General features: G+C 72.3%; 22 protein-coding genes. 13 read left to right on the forward strand and 9 right to left on the reverse strand.

Annotated features, from left to right (window positions below):
• Positions 1-82: 82 nt before the first annotated feature.
• The gene (locus AC07FK_RS29010) at positions 83-532 is read right to left on the reverse strand and encodes a VOC family protein (RefSeq protein WP_479107920.1); all 450 of its coding nucleotides are present in this window, start codon (positions 530-532) and stop codon (positions 83-85) included.
• Between AC07FK_RS29010 and AC07FK_RS29015 the strand changes: the two genes are divergently transcribed.
• The gene (locus AC07FK_RS29015) at positions 531-1,187 is read left to right on the forward strand and encodes a CGNR zinc finger domain-containing protein (RefSeq protein ID WP_479107921.1); all 657 of its coding nucleotides are present in this window, start codon (positions 531-533) and stop codon (positions 1,185-1,187) included. The genes AC07FK_RS29010 and AC07FK_RS29015 overlap by 2 nt on opposite strands.
• 58 nt (positions 1,188-1,245) lie before the next feature.
• Here AC07FK_RS29015 and AC07FK_RS29020 read toward each other — a convergent pair whose 3' ends face one another.
• Entirely contained in the window at positions 1,246-1,731 is a 486-nt protein-coding gene (locus tag AC07FK_RS29020; protein ID WP_479107922.1) for a winged helix-turn-helix transcriptional regulator, read from the reverse strand.
• Between the two features lie 86 nt (positions 1,732-1,817).
• On the opposite strand from AC07FK_RS29020, the gene AC07FK_RS29025 reads away from it, so the two are divergent.
• The gene (locus AC07FK_RS29025) at positions 1,818-2,378 is read left to right on the forward strand and encodes an MFS transporter (protein ID WP_479107923.1); all 561 of its coding nucleotides are present in this window, start codon (positions 1,818-1,820) and stop codon (positions 2,376-2,378) included.
• A 23-nt stretch (positions 2,379-2,401) separates the two neighbouring features.
• Here the strand turns inward: AC07FK_RS29025 and rarD are convergent, their stop codons facing one another.
• Positions 2,402-3,514, reverse strand: coding sequence for an EamA family transporter RarD (rarD, locus tag AC07FK_RS29030; protein WP_479107924.1), 1,113 nt, complete (start codon positions 3,512-3,514; stop codon positions 2,402-2,404).
• 141 nt (positions 3,515-3,655) lie between these two features.
• Positions 3,656-4,519: an SDR family oxidoreductase gene (locus AC07FK_RS29035; RefSeq protein WP_479107925.1), complete on the reverse strand. Its 864-nt coding sequence runs from the start codon at positions 4,517-4,519 to the stop codon at positions 3,656-3,658.
• Positions 4,520-4,607: 88 nt separating this feature from the next.
• Between AC07FK_RS29035 and AC07FK_RS29040 the strand changes: the two genes are divergently transcribed.
• Complete coding sequence (locus AC07FK_RS29040; protein WP_479107926.1) at positions 4,608-5,036, forward strand: winged helix-turn-helix transcriptional regulator; 429 nt, start codon at positions 4,608-4,610, stop codon at positions 5,034-5,036.
• 48 nt (positions 5,037-5,084) lie between these two features.
• Here the strand turns inward: AC07FK_RS29040 and AC07FK_RS29045 are convergent, their stop codons facing one another.
• The 5 genes from AC07FK_RS29045 to AC07FK_RS29065 form a co-directional block, all read right to left on the reverse strand.
• Positions 5,085-6,143 carry a 2-oxoacid:ferredoxin oxidoreductase subunit beta gene (locus AC07FK_RS29045; protein WP_479107927.1) on the reverse strand — a complete coding sequence of 353 codons (1,059 nt, stop codon included), beginning with the start codon at positions 6,141-6,143 and terminating at the stop codon, positions 5,085-5,087.
• Positions 6,136-8,112: a 2-oxoacid:acceptor oxidoreductase subunit alpha gene (locus tag AC07FK_RS29050; protein ID WP_479107928.1), complete on the reverse strand. Its 1,977-nt coding sequence runs from the start codon at positions 8,110-8,112 to the stop codon at positions 6,136-6,138. The genes AC07FK_RS29045 and AC07FK_RS29050 overlap by 8 nt, the downstream gene beginning before the upstream one ends.
• 219 nt (positions 8,113-8,331) lie before the next feature.
• Positions 8,332-8,991, reverse strand: a complete 660-nt coding sequence (locus AC07FK_RS29055; RefSeq protein ID WP_479107959.1) for a LuxR C-terminal-related transcriptional regulator — start codon at positions 8,989-8,991, stop codon at positions 8,332-8,334.
• A gap of 223 nt (positions 8,992-9,214) precedes the next feature.
• Positions 9,215-10,549 (reverse strand): sensor histidine kinase, encoded by a 1,335-nt coding sequence (locus AC07FK_RS29060; protein WP_479107929.1) that lies wholly within the window; start codon positions 10,547-10,549, stop codon positions 9,215-9,217.
• 93 nt (positions 10,550-10,642) lie between these two features.
• The gene (locus AC07FK_RS29065; protein ID WP_479107930.1) at positions 10,643-11,908 is read right to left on the reverse strand and encodes a sensor histidine kinase; all 1,266 of its coding nucleotides are present in this window, start codon (positions 11,906-11,908) and stop codon (positions 10,643-10,645) included.
• 198 nt (positions 11,909-12,106) lie between these two features.
• Between AC07FK_RS29065 and AC07FK_RS29070 the strand changes: the two genes are divergently transcribed.
• From AC07FK_RS29070 to AC07FK_RS29115, 10 genes are read left to right on the forward strand one after another with little or no spacing between them, the layout of a single operon-like run.
• Positions 12,107-12,499, forward strand: coding sequence for an NADH-quinone oxidoreductase subunit A (locus AC07FK_RS29070; RefSeq protein ID WP_093799593.1), 393 nt, complete (start codon positions 12,107-12,109; stop codon positions 12,497-12,499).
• Positions 12,490-13,077, forward strand: a complete 588-nt coding sequence (locus AC07FK_RS29075; protein ID WP_479107931.1) for an NADH-quinone oxidoreductase subunit B — start codon at positions 12,490-12,492, stop codon at positions 13,075-13,077. The genes AC07FK_RS29070 and AC07FK_RS29075 overlap by 10 nt, the downstream gene beginning before the upstream one ends.
• A complete protein-coding gene (locus tag AC07FK_RS29080) occupies positions 13,074-14,357 on the forward strand; it encodes an NADH-quinone oxidoreductase subunit C (RefSeq protein WP_479107932.1) in 1,284 nt (427 codons plus the stop codon). Before AC07FK_RS29075 ends, AC07FK_RS29080 begins: the two co-directional genes overlap by 4 nt.
• On the forward strand, positions 14,354-15,322 hold the full coding sequence (locus tag AC07FK_RS29085; protein ID WP_479107933.1) for a complex I subunit 1/NuoH family protein: 969 nt from the start codon (positions 14,354-14,356) through the stop codon (positions 15,320-15,322). The genes AC07FK_RS29080 and AC07FK_RS29085 overlap by 4 nt, the downstream gene beginning before the upstream one ends.
• Entirely contained in the window at positions 15,322-15,990 is a 669-nt protein-coding gene (locus AC07FK_RS29090; RefSeq protein ID WP_479107934.1) for a NuoI/complex I 23 kDa subunit family protein, read from the forward strand. Before AC07FK_RS29085 ends, AC07FK_RS29090 begins: the two co-directional genes overlap by 1 nt.
• Positions 15,987-16,547, forward strand: coding sequence for an NADH-quinone oxidoreductase subunit J family protein (locus AC07FK_RS29095; RefSeq protein WP_479107935.1), 561 nt, complete (start codon positions 15,987-15,989; stop codon positions 16,545-16,547). The genes AC07FK_RS29090 and AC07FK_RS29095 overlap by 4 nt, the downstream gene beginning before the upstream one ends.
• Positions 16,547-16,933, forward strand: coding sequence for an NADH-quinone oxidoreductase subunit NuoK (nuoK, locus tag AC07FK_RS29100; RefSeq protein WP_479107936.1), 387 nt, complete (start codon positions 16,547-16,549; stop codon positions 16,931-16,933). Before AC07FK_RS29095 ends, nuoK begins: the two co-directional genes overlap by 1 nt.
• Entirely contained in the window at positions 16,930-18,924 is a 1,995-nt protein-coding gene (locus AC07FK_RS29105; protein ID WP_479107937.1) for an NADH-quinone oxidoreductase subunit 5 family protein, read from the forward strand. Before nuoK ends, AC07FK_RS29105 begins: the two co-directional genes overlap by 4 nt.
• 27 nt (positions 18,925-18,951) lie before the next feature.
• Positions 18,952-20,511: an NADH-quinone oxidoreductase subunit M gene (locus AC07FK_RS29110; RefSeq protein ID WP_479107960.1), complete on the forward strand. Its 1,560-nt coding sequence runs from the start codon at positions 18,952-18,954 to the stop codon at positions 20,509-20,511.
• Positions 20,508-22,016 (forward strand): NADH-quinone oxidoreductase subunit N, encoded by a 1,509-nt coding sequence (locus AC07FK_RS29115; RefSeq protein ID WP_479107938.1) that lies wholly within the window; start codon positions 20,508-20,510, stop codon positions 22,014-22,016. Before AC07FK_RS29110 ends, AC07FK_RS29115 begins: the two co-directional genes overlap by 4 nt.
• Positions 22,017-22,033 lie beyond the last annotated feature (17 nt).

The raw sequence follows: 22,033 nt of genomic DNA on the forward strand, positions 1-22,033 counted from the left end.
TCTGCGTCAAGAGCGGAAACCGGTCACCGGTGTTCGGATGCCGGACGGCGCGCGAGGCCCGGACGGCCCCGGGCGGGGCGCGTCACTGGACGCAGAACTCGTTGCCCTCGGGGTCGGTCATGACGACCCATTCCCCGCCGGGTTCCCGCACGTGCCGGACGGCGGACGCGCCCAGCGCCTCCAGGCGGGCGACCTCGGCGTCGCGGGTGCCGGGCTCAGCGTGCACGTCGATGTGGAGCCGGTTCTTGACCGTCTTCGGCTCCGGTACGCGCTGGAAGAGGATCCGGCGGCCGAGCCCCATCCCGCTGTCCTCCTCGTGCGGGTCGTCCGGATGCCGGACGGCGATCAGATCACGCCAAGCGCGGCGGCCGTGCGACTCCACCGCGGCCGCCGGCGGTACGGCGCCGAGGTCGATGAGGCGCTCGATGAGCCCGCTGTTGTCCTCCACCTCGTAACCGAGGGTGGCGGCCCAGAAATCGGCCTGCGCGTGCGGGTCGGCGGCGTCGACTACGAGCTTCCAGTGCAGTGTCATGCTAACCAGTTATAGTGGTTACGTGATCGCGCCCGCAACAGACTCGCCCGGACTCACCCTGCGTACGCCCGAAGGGCGCCCGTACCTCTTCGACCCGGGCGCCCTGTGCCTCGAGCTCCTGCCGACCGGCGGCCCCGGCCTGCTCGCCCGGTACGAGGTGCTGCACGAGCCGGCCGATCTGGTGCGGTGGGCGAAGAGCAGCCGGCTGCCGGGCGGCCTCGACCTGACGGTGAGCGCGGGCGAACTGTCGGACGCGCGCGCCCTGCGCGACGCGCTCCACCGGCTCGCGGGGGACCGGGCCCACGGCCGCGCCCTGGCCGCCTCCGACCTCGACGTGGTCAACGAGCGGGCCGCGCGGGAGCCGCTGGCCCCCCGGGTCGAGCTGGCCGCGGGCGTGGGGGCCGTGCGCGCGTGGGCGCCGGGCGCCACCGGGGGCCAGTTGCTGTCGACGGTGGCCCGCGACGCGATCGACCTGTTCACCGGACCGTACGCCCACCGCGTCCGCGAGTGCGGCTCGCACGACTGCTACCTGCTGTTCGTCGACACCTCGCGCCCCGGCCGCCGGCGCTGGTGCGCGATGGAGCGCTGCGGCAACCGCAGCAAGGCCCGCGCCCACCGGGCCCGCCAGGCCCGCGCCGAGGGGGCGGAGGGCTGACGCGCGGGGGACGGGCCGGGCGCCGGAGGGACTCACCGGGGAGCGGCCGCGGCGGGTCTCACCGTGCGGAGGCCGCCACGGCGGCGGGAGCGCCCGGGGTCTGCCCCTCTTCCCCCGCCGCGCGGGCGTCGTAGTCGGCGCGGGCCGCCGCGATCTCGTTCTGGTGCTCCTCGGTCCAGGTCACCAGGGACCGGATCGTGGTGTGCAACGTCGCTCCGAGCGGGGTGAGTTCGTACTCCACGCGCGGCGGCACCACCGGATGCACCGTGCGCTTGACGAGTCCGTCCCGCTCCAGCTGACGCAGCGTCACCGTCAGCATGCGCTGGCTGATCCCGTCGATCCTGCGCCGCAGTTCGGTGAAGCGCAGTACGTGGCGGTCCAGCAGCGCGATGACGAGCAGCGACCACTTGTCCGCGACGCGGTCGAGGATCTGGCGGACCTCGCAGTCCTCGCGGGTGTCCCACTGGAAGGGGTCGGTGTCGCCGCCCCCCTGGGAGTCGGTGACTTCGCAGTTACTCGGTGACTTCAAAGAGCCTTCTTCCATGCGGCCTGATGCTGCCTCAGGATGCCAATGGTTACTAGAGAGAACCGACCGGCATCCCGATAACCGACGCAGCGTGAGGCGATCCCATGACCCGACGCGCCTGCGCACTCCTGCTCGTACTCTGCGGCACCATCTTCCTCGAAGGCATCGACGTGGCCGTGCTCTCGGCGGCCGTGCCGTCCATCAGATCCGACCTGGAGCTGCCGACCGGCACGGCGGCCTGGGTGATGAGCGCGTACGTCCTCGGATACGCCGGCTTCACCCTGCTCGGCGGCCGCGCGGCCGACCTCCTCGGCAGACGGCGCATGTTCCTGACCTGGCTCACCGTCTTCCTCGGCTTCTCGATGCTCGGCGGGTTCGCGACCGAGGGCTGGATGCTGATCACCGCCCGCTTCGTGACGGGTGTGGCGGCGGCCTTCATGACGCCGGCCGCGATGTCGATCATCACCGCCTCGTACGAGGAGGGCCCCCAGCGCAACAAGGCCCTGTTCGTCTTCGCCGGCACGGCCGCGGGCGGCTTCTCGCTCGGCCGGACCGCCGGAGCGGTGCCTTCGACCTGGCCGGGGCGGCCACCGCCGCCGGGGCGGTGCTGCTGCCCGCGTAGGGGATCGTACGCCTGGAGCACGGACTCGACGGCTGACCGCTGACGCTCGCGGCAGGGCGCGCGCGTCTAAGGCGCGCTCTTCGTCGCCGTGGCGGAATCGGCGGGCGAAGTCCCCTCGTCGGTCGTGGCCTCGACCGCCCTGCCCGCTGTGGAGCCACCCGGTCCACCGGCGTCGGACGCATCACCCGAGTGGCCCGGGCCACCGGTGGCAGCGTCGCCCGGGCCCCCGGACGGGCCCCCCGCCCCACCCCCCGCCGCGAGCGCGGCGAGGCGGATCGCCTCCGTGCGTCCGCGTCGGGCCGACCGCAGCGCGTCCCAGGTCAGCAGGGCCAGGGCCGCCCAGACCAGCGAGAAGCCGGCCCACCGCTCCGCCGGCATCGCCTCGTGGAAGTACACGACGCCGAGCCCGAACTGGAAGACGGGCGCCAGGTACTGCAGCAGCCCCAGCGTCGACAGCGGCACCCGTATCGCCGCCGCCCCGAAGCACACCAGCGGCGCGGCGGTCACGATGCCGGTCGCGGCGAGCAGCGCCGCATGGCCCGGCCCCTGCGAGCCGAAGGTCGCGCCCCCGTGGGACCCGATCCACAGCAGGTAGCCCAGCGCGGGCAGGAACTGGATCGCGGTCTCGGCGGCGAGCGACTCCACGCCCCCGAGATTGACCTTCTTCTTCACCAGCCCGTACGTCGCGAACGAGAACGCCAGGACCAGCGAGATCCAGGGCGGCCGTCCGTACCCGACGGCCAGCACGAGCACCGCGGCGAAGCCGACGCCGACCGCCGCCCACTGCGCCGGCCGCAGCCGTTCCTTCAGCAGCAGGACGCCCATGGCGATGGTGACCAGCGGGTTGATGAAGTAGCCGAGCGACGACTCGACGACCTGGCCGTTGTTGACGGCCCAGATGTAGAGCCCCCAGTTGACGGTGATGACGCTCGCGGCGACGGCTATGAGCCCGAGCCTGCGGGGCTGGCGGACCAGCTCACCGATCCAGGCCCACCGGCGCACCGCCACCAGCACGACGCCCACGACGGCGAGGGACCAGACCATCCGGTGGGCCAGGATCTCCATCGCCCCCGCGGGCTTGAGGAGCGGCCAGAAGAGGGGGACCAGCCCCCACATCCCGTACGCGCCGAAGCCGTAGAGGAGTCCCGCCCGCTGCTCTCCGCCGCTCTTCGCCGCCATCGGCCGCCGTCCTTCCACGCTGTGCCTGCGCCGGCCCCGCCTCCGCGCCAGTCGTGGAACAGGGCCGCCTGCCCCGAAGAAGGTAGCGCCGCACGGAGCAGGCTGTCATGTCCGTACCGCGATACGGTCATGACGCGCGGGTCACAGGCCGCGCAGCGCCTCCGCCACCGTTTCCGCGAGCGGGGTGGTCGGGCGGCCGGTCAGGCGGGCCAGGTCCCCGCTCGTGGCGGCCAGCCGGCCGCGCCCGATCGCCGCGTCGGCGTCGACGAGGATCGCGGCGATCGGCTCCGGCACACCCGCGCCGGTGAGAACGGCCAGGTGGGCCTCGGCGGGCACATCGGAGTACGTGATGTCCCGGCCGGACTGCCGGGCGACCTCCGCCGCGTACTGGGCGAAGGACCACGCGGTGTCGCCGCTCAGCTCGTACGCCTTGCCGAGGTGGCCGTCCTGGGTGAGGACGGCGGCGGCAGCGGCCGCGTAGTCGGCGCGGGCGGCGGAGGCGACCCTGCCCTCGCCCGCGCTGGCGACGACGGCTCCGTGCGCGAGGACCGGGGCCAGGTTCTCCGTGTAGTTCTCGGTGTACCAGCCGTTGCGCAGCAGTGTGTACGGCAGGCCCGAGTCGAGGAGGATCCGCTCGGTGGCCCGGTGCTCGGCGGCCAGGTCGAAGTCGGCGTCGGGCCCGCCCAGGACGCCGGTGTACGCGAGCTGCGCGACGCCCGCCGCCTTCGCCGCGCTGATCACGGCGGCGTGCTGGGGCACGCGCCGGCCGACCTCGCTGCCGGACACCAGCAGGACGCGGTCGCCCGCCTCGAACGCGTCGGCCAGGGTCTCGGGGCGGTCGTAGTCGGCGACGCGCAGTTCGACGCCGAGCTCCGCCAGGTCCGCCGCCTTCGCCTTGTCGCGCACGACGGCCGCGATCGAGGGGGCGGGGACGCCGTCGGCCAGCAGGGCGTCCACGACGAGGCGGCCGAGGCGGCCGGTGGATCCGGTGACGGCGAGGCTCATGGGGGGTGCTCCGTTCGGTAGGGGGAACCGCCAACCTACGGATAGCGCTAACCTTTGGAAAGTACCCACTTTGAAGTAAGGTACTGGCATGAGCGTAAGTCCAGGAAAAGCGCAGACCCGCCTCCCCGCCCCGGAGCAGGCCCGCGCACAGGCGGCGGCCGCCGACGTCAACAACGCGCTGTGCCCCTCGCGGCTGATCCTCGAACACGTCACCAGCCGCTGGGGCGTGCTCGTCCTCGCCGCCCTGCGCGACCGCACCCACCGGTTCAGCGAACTGCGCCGGGCCATCGGCGGCGTCAGCGAGAAGATGCTCGCCCAGACCCTCCAGACCCTGGAGCGGGACGGTCTCGTCCACCGCCACGCCCACCCCGTCATTCCGCCCCGCGTCGACTACTCGCTCACGGCGATGGGCGAGGAGGCGGCCGATCAGGTGTGGGCGCTCGCCCGGTGGACGGAGCGGCGGGTCGACGCCGTGCGGCGCGCCCGGGACGCGTACGACGAGGCCCGGGCCTCCTGACGTTCCAGGAGCCCGGGCCGTGGTGGACGGCGCAGCCGTCACGGGCCGTCAGCCGACGACGGTCCAGGTGTCGTTGCCCGCGAGCAGCGCCCGCAGATCGCCCTTGCCGTGCTGCTCGACGGCGGCGTCGAGCTGATCGGCCATCAGCGTGTCGTACACCGGGCGCTCGACACTGCGCAGCACCCCGATCGGGGTGTGGTGCAGCGTGTCCGGGTCGGCCAGGCGCGAGAGGGCGAACGCCGTCGTGGGCGAGGCGGCGTGCGCGTCGTGGACCAGGATCTGCGACGCGTTCTCGGCGGTCACCGCCACCACCTTGAGGTCGCCGGTGGCCGCGTCCCGTACGACGCCCTTCGAGCCGTCGGCCCCGAAGCGGATCGGCTGCCCGTGCTCCAGCCGGATCACGGCCTCCTGGGCCTGCTCCTTGTCCTTGAGCGCGTCGAACGCGCCGTCGTTGAAGATGTTGCAGTTCTGGTAGATCTCCACCAGCGCCGTGCCCGGGTGGTCGGCGGCCTGCCGCAGGACCTCGGTGAGGTGCTTGCGGTCGGAGTCGACCGTACGGGCGACGAAACTCGCCTCCGCGCCGATCGCCAGCGACACCGGGTTGAAGGGCGCGTCGAGCGAGCCCATCGGCGTCGACTTGGTGATCTTCCCGACCTCGGAGGTGGGGCTGTACTGCCCCTTGGTCAGCCCGTAGATCCGGTTGTTGAACAGCAGGATCTTCAGGTTGACGTTGCGCCGCAACGCGTGGATGAGGTGGTTGCCGCCGATGGACAGCGCGTCGCCGTCACCGGTCACCACCCACACGCTCAGGTCGCGCCGCGAGGACGCGAGACCGGTCGCGATGGCGGGCGCGCGGCCGTGGATCGAGTGCATCCCGTACGTGTTCATGTAGTACGGGAAGCGGGAAGAGCAGCCGATCCCGGAGACGAAGACGATGTTCTCCTTCGCCAGACCGAGCTCGGGCATGAAGCCCTGCACGGCGGCGAGGACCGCGTAGTCACCGCAGCCGGGGCACCAGCGCACTTCCTGGTCGGACTTGAAGTCCTTCATCGACTGCTTGGCCTCGGCCCTGGGGACCAGCGAAAGCGTCTCGTTCGCCTTAGGCATCGTTGGCCTCCTTGAGGGCCGTGGCGAGCTGCTCGGCCTTGAACGGCATTCCGTTGACCTGGTTGTACGAGTGGGCGTCGACCAGGTACTTCGCCCGGAGCAGGGTGGCCAGCTGTCCGAGGTTCATCTCGGGCACGACCACCTTGTCGTAACGCGCCAGGATCTCGCCCAGATTCCGGGGGAACGGGTTGAGGTGGCGCAGGTGGGCCTGGGCGATCGGCGTCCCCGCCGCGCGCAGCCGGCGCACGGCGGCCGTGATCGGCCCGTACGTCGAGCCCCAGCCGAGCACCAGCGTCCTGGCCCGGTCCGGGTCGTCGACCTCCAGGTCGGGGACCTCGATGCCGTCGACCTTGGCCTGGCGGGTGCGGACCATGAAGTCGTGGTTGGCCGGGTCGTACGAGATGTTGCCCGTGCCGTCCTGCTTCTCGATGCCGCCGATGCGGTGCTCAAGACCCGGGGTGCCGGGGACCGCCCACGGCCGCGCCAGCGTCCGCGGGTCGCGCTTGTACGGCCAGAAGACCTCGGTGCCGTCGGCGAGCTCGTGGTTCGGGCCGGTCGCGAACTGCACGCGCAGGTCCGGAAGCTCGTCGATCTCCGGGATCCGCCACGGCTCGCTGCCGTTGGCCAGGTAGCCGTCCGACAGCAGGAACACCGGCGTCCGGTACGTCAGCGCGATCCGCGCCGCGTCCAGGGCCGCGTCGAAGCAGTCGGCCGGGGTCCTCGGCGCCACGACCGGCACCGGGGCCTCGCCGTTGCGCCCGTACATCGCCTGGAGCAGGTCGGCCTGCTCGGTCTTGGTCGGCAGCCCGGTCGAGGGGCCGCCGCGCTGGATGGCGACCACGAGCAGCGGCAGCTCCAGCGACACCGCGAGGCCGATGGTCTCCGACTTCAGCGCCACGCCGGGGCCCGAGGTGGTGGTCACCGCGAGCTGCCCGCCGAACGCCGCGCCGAGCGCCGCGCCGATGGCCGCGATCTCGTCCTCCGCCTGGAACGTCCGCACGCCGAAGTTCTTGTGCTTGCTGAGCTCGTGCAGGATGTCGGAGGCGGGGGTGATCGGGTACGAGCCCAGGTAGAGCGGCAGGTCCGCCTGCTGGCCGGCGGCGATCAGCCCGTACGACAGGGCCAGGTTCCCGGAGATGTTGCGGTACGTGCCCGGCGGAAAGGCCCGGGTCGCCGGGTTGACCTCGTACGAGACGGCGAAGTCCTCGGTGGTCTCGCCGAAGTTCCAGCCGGCCCGGAACGCCGCGACGTTGGCCTCGGCGATCTGCGGCTTCTTCGCGAACTTCGCGCGCAGGAACGTCTCGGTGCCCTCGGTCGGCCGGTGGTACATCCAGGACAGCAGCCCGAGCGCGAACATGTTCTTCGAGCGCTCGGCCTCCTTCCGGGACAGGCCGAAGTCCTTGAGCGCCTCGATCGTCATCGTGGTCAGCGGCACCGGATGGACGTTGTACGCCTCCAGGGAGCCGTCCTCCAGCGGCGAGGTCGCGTAGCCGACCTTCGCCATGGGGCGCTTGGTGAACTCGTCGGTGTTGACGATGATGTCGGCGCCGCGCGGCACGTCCGCGATGTTCGCCTTCAGCGCGGCCGGGTTCATGGCCACCAGGACGTTGGGCGCGTCGCCCGGCGTCAGGATGTCGTGGTCCGCGAAGTGCAGCTGGAAGCTGGAGACGCCCGGCAGGGTGCCGGCGGGCGCCCGGATCTCGGCCGGGAAGTTCGGCAGCGTCGACAGATCGTTGCCGAAGGCCGCCGTCTCCGAGGTGAAGCGGTCACCCGTGAGCTGCATTCCGTCACCGGAGTCACCCGCGAAACGGATGATTACCCGGTCCAGACGGCGGACCTCCTTCTCGGAGACTCCCCGGTCCGGGGTGCCGCGCTGTTCCCCGACGACGGTGTCGTTCGCTGCGTCGGCACCGTCGGCGCCGTCGGATCCGTCGGCCTTCTCGGCCGGGCTACTGACCTGGCTGGTCACTGAACTGGACCTCCCTCGAGGCGGCTGCTCGGGGCCCGCCGGCCACCGGCGGCCCCAGGGCCCACCCTACGTCGGTAAGGGTGCCCTTCCCTGGGTCTTTCACGTGCTGGACCCCGTGTTGAGACGCGCTATTGCCCTGCTTTGCCATGGTTCACTTGCCCCCCGGCGTACTGGTCGACGACGCTCCGTAGTCATCCATCGGGTCGGGGACCCGGGTGCTCAGTTCCTCAGGTAGGTCAACACCGCCAGCACCCGTCGGTGGTCGCCTACGCTCGGGGAGAGTCCGAGCTTAAGGAAGATGTTGCTCACGTGCTTCTCGACCGCGCCGTCGCTCACCACGAGTTGTTTGGCGACCGCCGAGTTCGTCCGGCCCTCGGCCATCAGACCCAGCACCTCCCGCTCGCGGGGCGTCAGCCCGGCGAGGACGTCCTGCTTGCGGCTGCGGCCCAGCAACTGCGCCACGACCTCCGGGTCGAGCGCCGTTCCGCCCCGCGCCACCCGGACGACCGCGTCCACGAACTCGCGCACCTCGGCCACCCGGTCCTTGAGCAGATAGCCCACGCCCCGGCTCGAACCCGCGAGCAGCTCCGTCGCGTACTGCTCCTCGACGTACTGCGAGAGCACCAGGACCCCGATGTCCGGGTAGTCCTTGCGCAGCCGCACCGCCGCCCGCACGCCCTCGTCGGTGTGGGTCGGCGGCATCCGCACGTCCGCCACCACGACGTCCGGCAGCTCGCCCTGCGACGCCAGGTCGCCCACTGTCTTGATCAGTGCTTCCGCGTCCCCGACGCCCGCGAGGACGTCGTGTCCGAGATCGGTCAGAAGCCGGGTCAGGCCCTCCCGAAGCAACACGGAATCCTCGGCGATGACGACCCGCACTCTGTCCACCACGGCCCTTGCGCCCCCAGCTTTCGACTTCTCCCCGAAACGACGCCCTCAGCATCCCAGCATCCGCACCGGCGCGCGGCCGGGCGTGAGGAATAGTGGCGTACGACTCGGAAGAAGTCCGGTGGTCGGGCCGTGCCGGCGTGCGAGTCAGGGGAGGACGGGACGACGCGCAGGGGGGAGAGCGGGGGAGCGGGGCGAGCGCCGCGCCCCCGGATCAGCCCCGCCAGGGCAGCTCGGCCGTGATGGTGGTCGGGCCGCCCGCCGGCGAGTCGACGACCAGGATCCCGTCGACCGCGTCCAGCCGCTCCGCGAGCCCCGCGAGCCCGGAGCCGGCCGTCGTGTCCGCCCCGCCCCGGCCGTCGTCGCTCACCTGGAGCATCAGCCGGTCCCCCGTCTGCCACACCTCGACCGTGGCCCGGGACGCCTGAGCGTGCTTGCTGACGTTCTGCAGGAGCTCGGAGACCGTGAAGTACGCGATGCCCTCGATGGCAGCGGCCGGCCGGGCCCGGAGGTCCACCTCGACCCGCACCGGCACCGTGCACCGGGAGGCCACCGCCGACAGCGCCGCGTCCAGACCGCGGTCGGTCAGGACGGCCGGGTGGATGCCGCGGGCCAGGTCCCGCAGCTCCTGGAGCGCGATCTTCACCTCGCCGTGCGCCTCGTCCACCATGCGCGCCGCGGCCTCCGGATCCTCCGTCAGCTTCTCCTTGGCCAGCCCCAGGTCCATCGCGAGGGCGACGAGCCTGGCCTGCGCGCCGTCGTGCAGATCGCGCTCGATGCGCCGCAGGTCGGCCGCGGCGGTGTCGACCACGACGCCCCGGTCCGACTCCAGCTCGGAGACGCGGGTGGCCAGCCGGGACGGGCCGAGCAGCCCGGCCACCAGCAGCCGGTCGACCATCACGAGACCGCGCATGATCCAGGGGGTGACGAGGAGGAGTACCAGGCCGAACGTGCTGGTGATGGCCAGTTCGACGGGGTTGTCGAGGTGGACGCTGCGCGTGCTGTCGCCGTACAGCTGGAGGCCGGGCCCCGGGATCGCCCACTTCCACAGCGGATACGTGAGCGCTCCCCAGCCGTACGACCACAGCGTCAGCGCCACGGAGAAGGCGAACACCGCCCACGGCATGTGCAGCACGGCGTACAGCAGATGACGCCAGGACGTCCCGCTCTTGAGCATCGCGCCCATCCAGGCCATCGGCCCGCCGCCCGCCCTGATCCGCAGCGGCGCCGGGTCGGCGACGTCCAGCTTGAGCAGCGCCCTGGCACGCGCCCGCTCCAGCGCGCCGAACCCGCGGCAGCCGGCCAGGCCCGCCGCCAGGACCGGAACGCCGCAGAAGGTGATCAGCAGGCCCGCGCCCAGCGACGTCATGGTGACCGCGAAGACGAAGAGCAGCACGCTGATCGGCAGGCTGAGTATCAGGTAGCCGAACTCGCGCCACGTCCGGGCCTCGATCGGGGCGCGCAGCGCCGCGGGAAGGACGTGCTCCCTCGGGGGCCGGCCTGCGGGCTCCCACGGGTCCCGGGTCTGCGGTGCGTACTCCGTGGCCATCGCTGCCGTCCGTTTCTGCTCTGGGAGTTTGGTGAGCGTTGCTGTGTACGTATCAAGAATGGCGGGACGGGCGTTCCGGGACCATGAGGCCGGTCACCGTTTCCGCCCGGGGGTTTTCCCCACCCCCGCGCCGCGCCCGGCCGCACCCGCCCGGCCCGCGGCGTCGCGGTCGCGCCAGGGCAGTTCGGCCGTCACCGTGGTCGGCCCGCCCGCCGGGGAGTCCAGGGCCAGCAGCCCGTCCACCGCGCCGAGCCGGTCGGCCAGACCGGCCATGCCCGTGCCGCCGTCCAGCCGCGCACCGCCGCGCCCGTCGTCCCGCACCTGGATCAGCAGCCGGTCCCCGCCGCGCCACACGTCAACCGTCGCGGACCGCGCCCCGCTGTGCTTGCTGACGTTCTGCAGGAGTTCGGAGACCGTGAAGTACGCGATGCCCTCGATCGCCTCCGCAGGACGCGCCGCCAGATCGACGGTGACCCGCACCGGAGCCGTGCAGCGCGACGCGATCGACGAGAGCGCCGCGTCCAGACCGCGGTCGGTGAGCACGGCCGGGTGGATGCCGCGCGCCAGGTCCCGCAGTTCCTGGAGCGCCAGCTTCACCTCGCCGTGCGCCTCGTCGACCATCGCCGCCGCCGCGACCGGATCCTTGAGGTCGCCGGTCAGCTTCTCCTTCGCCATGCCGAGCCCCATGGCGAGCGCCACGAGCCTGGCCTGCGCCCCGTCGTGCAGGTCCCGCTCGATGCGCCGCAGGTCGGCCGCAGCCGTGTCCACGACCACGCCGCGGTCCGACTCCAGTTCGGCGATCCGCCGCTCCAGTTCGTCGGAGGGGCAGAGCAGCCCCCGCACCATCGCCCGGTCGGCGTTCGTCATCGCACGGGCGAGATACGGCAGCACCGGCCACAGCACGACGAGCCCGGCCAGCGTCACCGCGAACGTCAGCACGCCCCAGGGCAGCCGCACGAACGCGTACAGCGCCGCCCGCCAGCCCACCGGATCCTTCACGCGCGCCCACAGCCGCGCGAAGACACCGCCCGGCGGGCGCTCCGCCGCCGCCGGGCTCGGCTCGTCGACGTACTCCCCGAGCAGCGCCCGGGCCCGCGCCCGCTCGACCGCGCCGAACCGGCGCGCGGCCAGGAGCCCCACCGCCAGCAGCGGCAGGCCGATCACCGTGACCGAGAGCCCGCAGCCGAGCAGGAGCACCACGGCGGTCAACACGAAGCCGAGGAGTGCCATCGGCAGGTTGAGGAGGAGATGCGCGATCTCCTTCCAGGTGCCGGAGCCGTACGGGAAGCGGACAGGCGGGAGCGGGAGCCGGTCCGGCCGGTCGTAATCTGGGAGGTGGTCGCTGGCGCTGGCGGTCATGGGGCACAGCCTGCCGGGCGCCGGACACGCACGCCATGGGGTCACTGGGTGCGCGGAAGTAGGGATAACCCCACCCCTCCGTGAGACGGCTGCTTACCCGGGCTTTACCAGGGCCTAGACTCCCGTGCGTACAGATCGTCGAACGAGGCTGACGCAACCCACGCAGCCCGACGCGGCCAGAGAGCGAGAGGGGCGGACGTGCCGGAACCGACGGTTCTCGCGGACGGGTACTTCCAGAGTTACTCGGTCGTCGGACTGCTCGCAGTCGTCGGCGTCCTCTTCGTCGCCGTGGCCTTCGGGGCCGGGCGACTGCTGCGGCCGGTCGTGCCGACGCCGGAGAAGCTGCTGACGTACGAGTGCGGCGTGGACCCGGTCGGAGAGGGCTGGGCGCACACGCAGGTCCGTTACTACGTCTACGCCTTCCTGTACGTGATCTTCGCCGTCGACTCCATCTTCTTGTTCCCGTGGGCGACGGTCTTCGCCGCGCCCGAGTACGGCGCGACGACGCTGGTCGAGATGTTCATCTTCCTCGGCTTCCTGGCCGTGGGACTGCTGTACGCATGGAAGAAGGGCGTCCTCGAATGGACGTGACCCCCGTCGACCTCCCCGAGCCCAAGCGGCTGGGAGCTCTCGCACGCCTCGCACCCGAGCCCATGAAGGTGGTCCTGAACTGGGGCCGCCGCTACAGCTTGTGGGTCTTCAACTTCGGTCTCGCCTGCTGCGCGATCGAGTTCATCGCCGCGTCGATGGCGCGCCACGACTTCATCCGGCTCGGCGTGATCCCGTTCGCGCCGGGGCCGCGCCAGGCCGACCTGATGGTCGTCTCCGGCACGGTCACGGACAAGATGGCCCCGGCCGTCAAGCGGCTGTACGAGCAGATGCCCGAGCCGAAGTACGTCATCTCCTTCGGCGCCTGCTCCAACTGCGGCGGGCCCTACTGGGACTCGTACTCCGTCACCAAGGGCGTCGACCAGATCATCCCCGTCGACGTGTACGTGCCCGGCTGCCCGCCGCGGCCCGAGGCGCTGCTCCAGGGCATCCTCAAGCTCCAGGAGAAGATCGCCCGCGAGTCGCTGAGCGAGCGCTACGGCCACGGACGCCCCTCCGCCGCCGCACTCCAGAGCGGGCTCGTCGCACCGCCGCCGACTCCGGGGGAGGCCGCGAAGTGAGCGGGACGACCGACACCACCGCGTACGACCGCCTGCCCGACGCCGCCGCCGAGATCTTCGGCGAGGAGGCGACCGCCGAGCGCGGCTACGACCTGCTCACCGTCGACGTGCCGACCGGCTCGTGGATCGCGGCGCTGGAGATCGCGCGGGACGAGCTGGGCTGCACGTACTTCGACTGGCTGAGCGCGGTCGACGAGCCGGGCACGGGCTTCCGCGTCTGCGCCCACGTCGTCGCCCTCGAAGGCCGCACGGTCCGCCGCCTGCTGCTCCGTACGACCGTCCCGCACGCGGCCCCCGCCGTACCGTCCGCCGTCGAGGTCTACGCGGGCGCCCAGTGGCACGAGCGCGAGACCCATGAGATGTTCGGCGTCGAGTTCACCGGCCACCCGCACCTGGTGCCGCTGCTGCTGCCCGAGGGCTTCGAAGGCCACCCGCTGCGCAAGGACTTCGTCCTCGCGGCGCGCGTCGCCAAGGCGTGGCCGGGCGCGAAGGAGCCGGGGGAGTCGGACCACGGCGGGCCCAAGCGCCGCCAGATGCTGCCGCCGGGCGTACCGGACCCGAACGACTGGGGCCCCCAGAAGGGCCAGCTCCCGCCGGCCCCGGCCCGCCCCGCCCGCACCCCGCGCGCGGCCGGAGCGGCGGGAGCCGCCGACCGCCCGCCGCGCCGCGCGCGCAGCGTCGCGGAGGGTTCGGCGACCCAGGCGGCCGAGGCCGCGACGCCGTCCCCGGAAGCCGCCGCCGCCCGGCCCCCGCGCCGCACCCGCAGCGTGTCCGAGGGTTCGGCGAGCCAGGCGGCGGAGGCGGCCGCGGCTGCTCCGGAAGCCGCGCCGTCGACGGCTCCGCGCCGCACCCGCAGTGTGTCGGAGGGTTCGGCGAGCCAGGCGGCGGAGGCGGCTGCGGCCGGCTTGGCCGCTTCGGAGACCGGGGGCGACGCCTCCGAGGCCCGGCCCGCCCCGGCGGCCCCCGCGCGCAGCGCGGACGCGCCCTGGCACCACGCGCGCCCCGCGTTCGAGGAAGCAGAAGCAGAAGCAGAAGCGGACGCGGAGCGGCCGGAGAAAGCGGCCGCGACCAGGACCGGCGCGTCCGAGGTCACCGACGCCGACGCGGCTTCGGCCGCCGACGCGGCGGCCGAAACGCTGCGCGGCGACGCGGGCGCCGCGAAGGTGCCCCGCGAGGCGCCCGGTGACGACGCCCCCGGCTCCGCCGACGACAGCACGAACGACACCAGCAACGACACCACGAACGACACCACCCGCGACCGAGGGAGCGACGACGCGTGAACGACGTACTCGATGTCGCCCTCCGACTGGTCGTCGTCTTCGCCGTGTTCATGGTCCTGCCCCTCGTCGTGGGGCAGACCGAGCACAAGGTGATGGCCCACATGCAGGGCCGCCTCGGCCCCATGTACGCGGGCGGCTTCCACGGCTGGGCCCAACTCGTCGCCGACGGCGTCAAGTTCGCGCAGAAGGAAGACATCGTCCCGGCCAACGCCGACCGCCGCATCTTCCAGCTCGCGCCCGCCGTCGCCCTCCTCCCGTACCTCCTGGTGCTCGTCGCGATCCCGATCGGCCCGAGCGAGGGCGCGGTCGGCCAGGTCGTCGACGCGGGCATCTTCTTCGTGCTCGCCGTCATGGGCGTGGGCGTACTCGGCTCGCTCATGGCGGGCTGGGCATCGGCCAACAAGTTCTCCCTGCTCGGCGGCCTGCGCACCGCCGCACAGCTCCTCGCGTACGAACTGCCGATGCTGCTCGCCGCCGCCTCGGTGGCGATGGCGGCCGGCACCGTCTCGCTGCCCGGCATCCTGAACGCCTTCGAGTGGTGGTGGCTGCCGTGGCAGATCGTCGGCGCGATCGTGTTCTTCGTCGCCGGCCTGGCCGAACTCCAGCGGCCGCCCTTCGACATGCCGGTCGCCGACTCGGAGATCATCTTCGGCGCGTACACGGAGTACACGGGTCTGCGCTTCGCGCTGTTCCTGCTGGCCGAGTACGCCGGAATCGTCGTCCTGTGCGGCCTGACCACCGTCCTGTTCCTCGGCGGCTGGCACGGCCCCTGGGGCGCGGACGGCCTCGGCTGGGTCTGGACACTCCTGAAGACCGCCGTCCTCGCGTTCGGCGTCATCTGGCTGCGCGTGACCTACCCGCGGCTGCGCGAGGACCAGCTTCAGAAGCTGGCCTGGACCGTACTCATCCCCCTCGCTCTCGCGCAGATCGCGCTGACCGGCATCGTGAAGGTGGCGATCCAGTAATGCCCCCGATCCCCGGCTCCGGCCTCGCCAAGGGCCTGGCCGTCACGCTGCGCACGATGACGAAGAAGACCGTCACCGCGCAGTACCCGGACGTCCAGCCCGAACTCCCGCCCCGCACGCGCGGCGTGATCGGCCTGTTCGAGGAGAACTGCACGGTCTGCATGCTCTGCGCCCGCGAGTGCCCCGACTGGTGCATCTACATCGACTCGCACAAGGAGACGGTCCCGGCCGCCGTCGAGGGCGGCCGCGAGCGCAGCCGCAACGTCCTCGACCGCTTCGCGATCGACTTCTCGCTCTGCATGTACTGCGGGATCTGCATCGAGGTGTGCCCGTTCGACGCGCTCTTCTGGTCCCCGGAGTTCGAGTACGCCGAGACCGACATCCACGAGCTCACCCACGAGCGGGACAAGCTCCGCGAGTGGATGTGGACCGTGCCCGAGCCGCCCGCCCTGGACCCGGGCGCCGAGGAGCCCAAGGAGATCGCGGCGGCCCGCAAGGCCGCCGAGAAGCTCGCCGCCGCCCAGCAGGCAGCGCGCGAACAGGCGGAGCAGGAACAGGCCGCGCAGGAGCAGGGCGCACAGGAACAGGCCGAGCCGGAGCAGGGCGCTCAGGAGCAAGCCACCCAGGAGCAGTCCACCCAGCGGGAAGACGAGGGGCACGCCGGATGAGCCACCTCGCAGCGGCCGCCGAGCAGGGATTCCTTTCCCCGACCGGCGTCGAGATCGCCTTCCTCCTCGTCGGCATCGCCACACTCGGCGCTGCCGTCGTCACCGTCACCACCAGGCAGCTGGTGCACGCCGCCCTCTGGCTGGTCGTCGCGCTCGGCGGCCTGGCCGTCGAGTACCTCCTGCTGACAGCCGAGTTCATCGCCTGGGTGCAGGTCCTCATCTACGTCGGTTCCGTCGTCGTCCTCCTCCTCTTCGGACTGATGCTCACCAAGGCGCCCATCGGCCGCTCCCCGGACGCCGACTCGGGCAACCGCTGGGCCGCGCTCACCGTGGCCGTCGCCGCGGCCGCCGCACTCGTCTGGGTGGTCGTGGACGCGTTCCGCACCCAGTGGATCGACCTGGACGGACCGGCCCAGGGCTCGACCAGGGTGACCGGCGAGTTCCTCTTCCAGCACTGGGTGCTGCCCTTCGAGGCGCTCTCGGTCCTGCTGCTGGCCGCCCTCGTGGGCGCGATCGTCCTCTCCCGCAAGAGCGACAGCGACAAGGAGCAGCGCTGATGCACCTCGCCTACCCCGCCGTGCTCGCCGCCCTCCTGTTCTGCACCGGGCTGTACGGAGTGCTCGCACGCCGCAACGCGATCCTGGTCCTGATGTCCGTCGAGCTGATGCTCAACGCCGTCAACCTCAACCTGGTCGCCTTCGACGTCTGGCTCCGCGACACCCTCCACGCCGGCCAGGCACTGACCCTCTTCACCATCGCCATCGCCGCGGCGGAGATCGGCATCGGCCTGTCGATCGTCCTGATGGTCTACCGCAACCGCGGCACCTCGGACATCGACCGGCTGCGCGACACCGCCGAAGGCCCGGCGGCCGACGCCGAAGCCTCCGCCATGGCACAGAAGGCCGCGCAAGAGGCCGCACAGAAGGCTGAGGCCGCCGCGTGACGACCACGACCCTCGCCGTCCTCGTTCCCCTCCTTCCCTTCCTCGGCGCCGTGGCCGGGCTCCTGCTCGGCCGCACCGCGCCCGGATTCGTCCGGCCCCTCGCCGTACTGCCGGCCCTCGCCGCCGCCGTGCTGGCCGTGATCGTCGCCGTACGCCAGGGCGGCGGCAAGGCGATCGACGCCTCGACGCAGCTGACGCCCACCGGCTCGGTCCCCATCGACCTCGCCCTGCACCTCGACGGCTTCGCGGCCCTCGTCGCCGTCCTGGTCGGGGTCGTCGCGACCTGCGTGCAGCTCTACTCGACGGGCTACCTGCGCGACGACCCGCGCTACCCGTCCTACGCCGCCCTCGTCTCCCTCTTCACCTCCGCGATGCTGCTCGTCGTCTACTCCGGCGACCTGATGGTGCTGCTGGTCGGCTGGGAGATCATGGGCATCTGCTCGTACTTCCTGGTCGGCCACTACTGGGAGACGCCCGAAGCCCGCGCCGCCTCCCTCAAGGCGTTCCTGGTCACCAAGCTCGGCGACGTCCCCTTCCTGTTCGGCCTGTTCGCGCTCGCCGCGGACGCCGGTACGTTCCGGATCACCGGCATCCTCGGCGCCGTGGGCAGCGGCGGGCTCGACCACCCGACGCTCATCGCGCTGCTGCTCCTCGCCGGTGTGGCGGGCAAGTCGGCCCAGTTCCCGCTGCACACCTGGCTGCCCGACGCGATGGCGGGCCCCACGCCCGTCTCCGCGCTGATCCACGCCGCGACGATGGTCGCCGCCGGTGTGTACTTCGTGGCCCGCCTCCTCCCCGTCTTCGCGGCCTCCGCCGCCGCCCTGACCGTCCTCGCCGTGCTGGCCGCCGTCACGATGGTCGGCTCGGCCCTCGCGGCCCTCGCCCAGGACGACATCAAGCGCGTCCTCGCGTACTCGACGATCGGCCAGCTCGGCTACATGACCGGCGCCCTGGCCGTCGGCGACCGGGGCGCCGCCGTCTTCCACCTCATCTCCCACGGCGCCTTCAAGGCGCTCCTCTTCCTCGGCGCCGGCGTGATCATCCACGCCGCCGGCACCAACTCGCTGGCCGCCATGTCCCGCATGAGCGGCCTGCCCAAGCGCATCCCCGACGCCTACTGGACGATGACGATCGCCCTGTTCGCCCTCGCCGCGATCCCGCCGTTCGCCGGCTTCTTCTCCAAGGAAGCCGTCCTCGTCGCCGCCGAGCACGCCGCCCTCGGCGACACCACCGGCGTCCCCTCCGGCGCGGGCTTGACCGTGCTCGTCGCGGGCCTGCTCACCGCCCTCCTCACGGCGGCGTACGCCACCCGCCTGTGGCTGCTGGCCTTCCGCGGCCGCGGCCCCGCCGCGCCCGATCACGGCAGGCAGCCCCTCGTCATGAACGGCGTCCTGTGGGTCCTCGCCGTCCCGTCGCTCGCCTTCGGCCTGGCCGTCACCTACCTCGACGACTGGTTCGACGGCCACGCTCTCACCCCGACCGTCACCACGGCGGTCCTCGGCACCGGCGTGGCCCTCGTCGGCGGACTGGTCACGTACGGCGCCTGGCGCCACACCACGGCCATGGCCGCCCGCCCCCCGATCGGCGCCGTGGCCGCCCACCCCGAGGAGAGCCCGGCCGCCTCCGAGGCGGAAGCCATCGCCACCCACACCCCCGCCTACGGCGACATCGCGTCGGCCCCCGACCCCGCCGACCCGGGCCGGCTCCTGCTGGGCCCCCTGCACCGGCCGGCCGCGGCCGGCTTCCACCTCGACGCCGTCTACCACGCCGTGTTCGTACGGCCCGTCCTGGCAGCGGCCGAGCTGGTCCGCTTCCTGGACCGCGAGGTCGTCGACACGTACGTACGCGGGGCGGGCCTCGTCCCGCGCCTCCTCGGCGCGGGCGTCCGCCGAGCCCAGACCGGCAACGTGCAGACCTACCTCAGCGCCCTGCTCGCCGGATCCGTCGTCCTGGCGATCGCCGCCGTCATCGTCGCCGCCGTCGGAGCGTGAGCCGTGATCGATATCAGCCCGTCCGTCATGCAGTTCCTCCTGGCGTTCGTCGTCGCCGGCCCGCTCCTGGGCGCGGTGGCGGCCCTCCTCCCGGCCCCGCCCGGGCTGAAGGGCAAGAGCCCCGACCAGGCCGTGCTCCGCCACGGCGTGACCGTGACCGGCGCGATCCTCCTCGCCGCCCTCGTGCTCACGTTCGGCTTCGACCACGACCACCCGTCGAAGATGCAGGCCACGACCGACATCAGCTGGATCCCGGCGCTCGACGTCAGGATCCACCTCGGCATCGACGGCATCTCGCTCCCCCTCCTCGTGCTGACCGCGCTGCTGACCTTCCTCTGCGCGCTCTACAGCTACTTCAAGATGCCCGCGGGCCCCTCCCCGAAGGCCTTCGTCGCCCTCCTGCTGGTCCTCGAGTCCGGCACCCTCGCGACCTTCGCCGTCCTCGACCTCCTGCTGTTCTTCCTGGCGTTCGAGATGGTCCTCATCCCGATGTACTTCCTGATCGCCCGCTGGGGCGGCGACCAGAGGAAGGCCGCCGCCTGGAAGTTCATCCTCTACACGCTGCTCGGTTCCGTCGTCATGCTGCTCGGTCTCCTCCTCGTGGGACTGAAGGCGGGCACGTTCGACATGGTGGCACTCGCCACTGACAACGGCCGTGGACTGACCACGCCGGTGCAGGTCACCGCCGTTCTGGCGATCGGCGTCGGCCTCGCGGTCAAGACCCCGATGTGGCCCCTGCACAGCTGGCTCCCGGACGCCCACACCGCCGCCCCCACCGTCGGCTCCGTCCTCCTCGCCGGCGTCCTGCTGAAGATGGGCACGTACGGCTTCGTCCGCATCGCCCTCCCCGTGGCGCCCGACGGCATGCTCGTCTTCGCGCCCTATCTGGCCGCCCTCGCGGTCGTCGGCATCATCTACGGGTCCCTCGCCTGCCTCGCCCTGGCCCGCAAGGGCGCCAAGGGCGACCTCAAGCGCCTCATCGCGTACTCCTCCGTCGGCCACATGGGCTTCGTCCTCCTCGGCATCGCGTCCATGACCCCCACCGGGGTCAACGGCGCGCTCTTCGCCAACATCGCCCACGGTCTGATCACCGGCCTGCTCTTCTTCCTGGTCGGCGCCCTCAAGGACCGCTACGGCACCGCCGACCTCGACACCCTCGCCGGCGCCACCGGAGCGGCCCTCTACGGCCGCGCCCCCCGCCTCGGCGGCCTCCTCGCCTTCGGCGCGGTCGCCTCCCTCGGCCTCCCGGGCCTCGCCGGCTTCTGGGGCGAGATGCTGACGATGTTCGGCGCCTTCGACCCCGCAGAGGGTCTCAGCCGCCCCGCGTTCCTCACCTTCATGGCGATCGCCGGCGTGGGCACCCTGCTCACCGCCGCGTACCTGCTCGTCGTCGTACGCCGTGTCTGCATGGGCGTCCCGCGGCAGCACGCCGACGAGCCGGCGGCGATCGCCGACGTCCAGGGCTACGAATTCGCCGCCTGGACCCCGCTCGTCGCCCTCACCGTCCTCGCCGGACTCTGGCCCGCGGTCCTCCTCGGCCTCACCGACCCGGCCGTGCAGAAGCTCCTCGCAGGAGGCAACTCGTGACCGTGGCCGCCGAAAGCGCCAGCCTCGTCCAGTCCGTCGACTGGACGGCGATCGCCCCGCCGACGATCACCGCGGTCGTGGGCCTGATCGTCCTGGTCGCGGACCTCTTCGTACCCGAGAACAAGAAGGCGCTCCTGGGCCGGCTCTCCCTCGCCGGCCTGGCCGTCGCGCTGGTCTCCCTCCTGCCTCTCCGCGAGGGCGACCGCTCCACCTTCTGCCTGACGTCCGACGCGGACGTCTGCAGCTACACGGCCGACCAGTTCACCGTGGTCATCCAGCTCCTGGTCCTCGGCGGCGCGCTGCTCACCGCGCTCCTGTCGATCACCGAGACGGCGAAGGACAGGCTCCCCGCGGGCGAGTTCTGGTTCCTGCTGATGTCGTCCGCGGCCGGCGCGGCCCTGCTGCCCGCCTCCCGCGACCTCGCCACCCTCGTCGTCGCCCTCGAAGTGGCGTCGCTGCCGGCCTTCGCCCTGGTCGGGATGAAGCGCGGTGACCGCCTCTCCTCCGAGGCGGCCCTGAAGTTCTTCCTCTCCTCCGTCACGGCGACCGCCGTGATGCTGCTCGGCGTCAGCTTCGTGTACGCGACGACCGGCACCCTGCACCTCACCGAGATCGCCGTACGCCTGGACGACGTGCCGGCGCAGCTCGACACCCTCGCCATGGCGGGCGTCGCCCTGACCCTCGTCGGCTTCGCCTTCAAGACGGCGGCGGTCCCCTTCCACTTCTGGGTTCCCGACACGTACGTGGGCGCTCCCCTCCCGGTGGCCGCCTACCTCTCCGTCATCGGCAAGGCGGTCGGCTTCACCGGCCTCGTCCTGGTCACCGTCATCGCCTTCCCCTCGTACGCCGACGTGTGGGGCCCCGCCCTCGCCGTGCTGGCGGCGCTCACCATGACGGTCGGCAACGTCGCCGCCCTGCGCCAGTCGGCCACGCGCGCGTACAGCGCGGTCCGGCTGCTCGCCTGGTCCTCCGTCGGCCAGGCCGGCTACATCCTGGTCCCGATCGCGGCCGCGGCGTACTCCAGCGACGACCAGATCGGCTCCACCGTCGCGTACGCCCTGATGTACGCCGTCGTGAACCTCGGCGCCTTCGCCGTCGCCGCCCTGGTGGCCCGTACGCACCCGCTCAACCGGATCGCCGACTACCGCGGCCTCTACGCGACCCGCCCCCTCGCCGCCCTCGCGCTCGGCTTCTTCCTCCTGTGCCTGGCGGGCCTGCCGCCCGGCATCATCGGCCTCTTCGCGAAGGTCACCGTCTTCTCCGCCGCGGTCGACGCGGGACTCGGCTGGCTCGCCGTCGTCATGGCGGTGAACGTCGTGATCGCCCTCTACTACTACCTCCAGTGGACAGCGGTCCTCTTCCGCGCTCCCGAGGGCGAACAGCCGAAGCACGCGGTCCCCGCGCCGGTCACCGCCGCGATCGCCCTCACCGCCGTCCTGGGCGTCGCCCTGTCCGGCGTACCGCAGCTCGTCCTGCGCTTCGCGACGGGCAGCCTCTTCCAGTAAGCACGGACGGCCCAACG

The organism is Streptomyces sp. NPDC046122 (genome assembly GCF_056429965.1).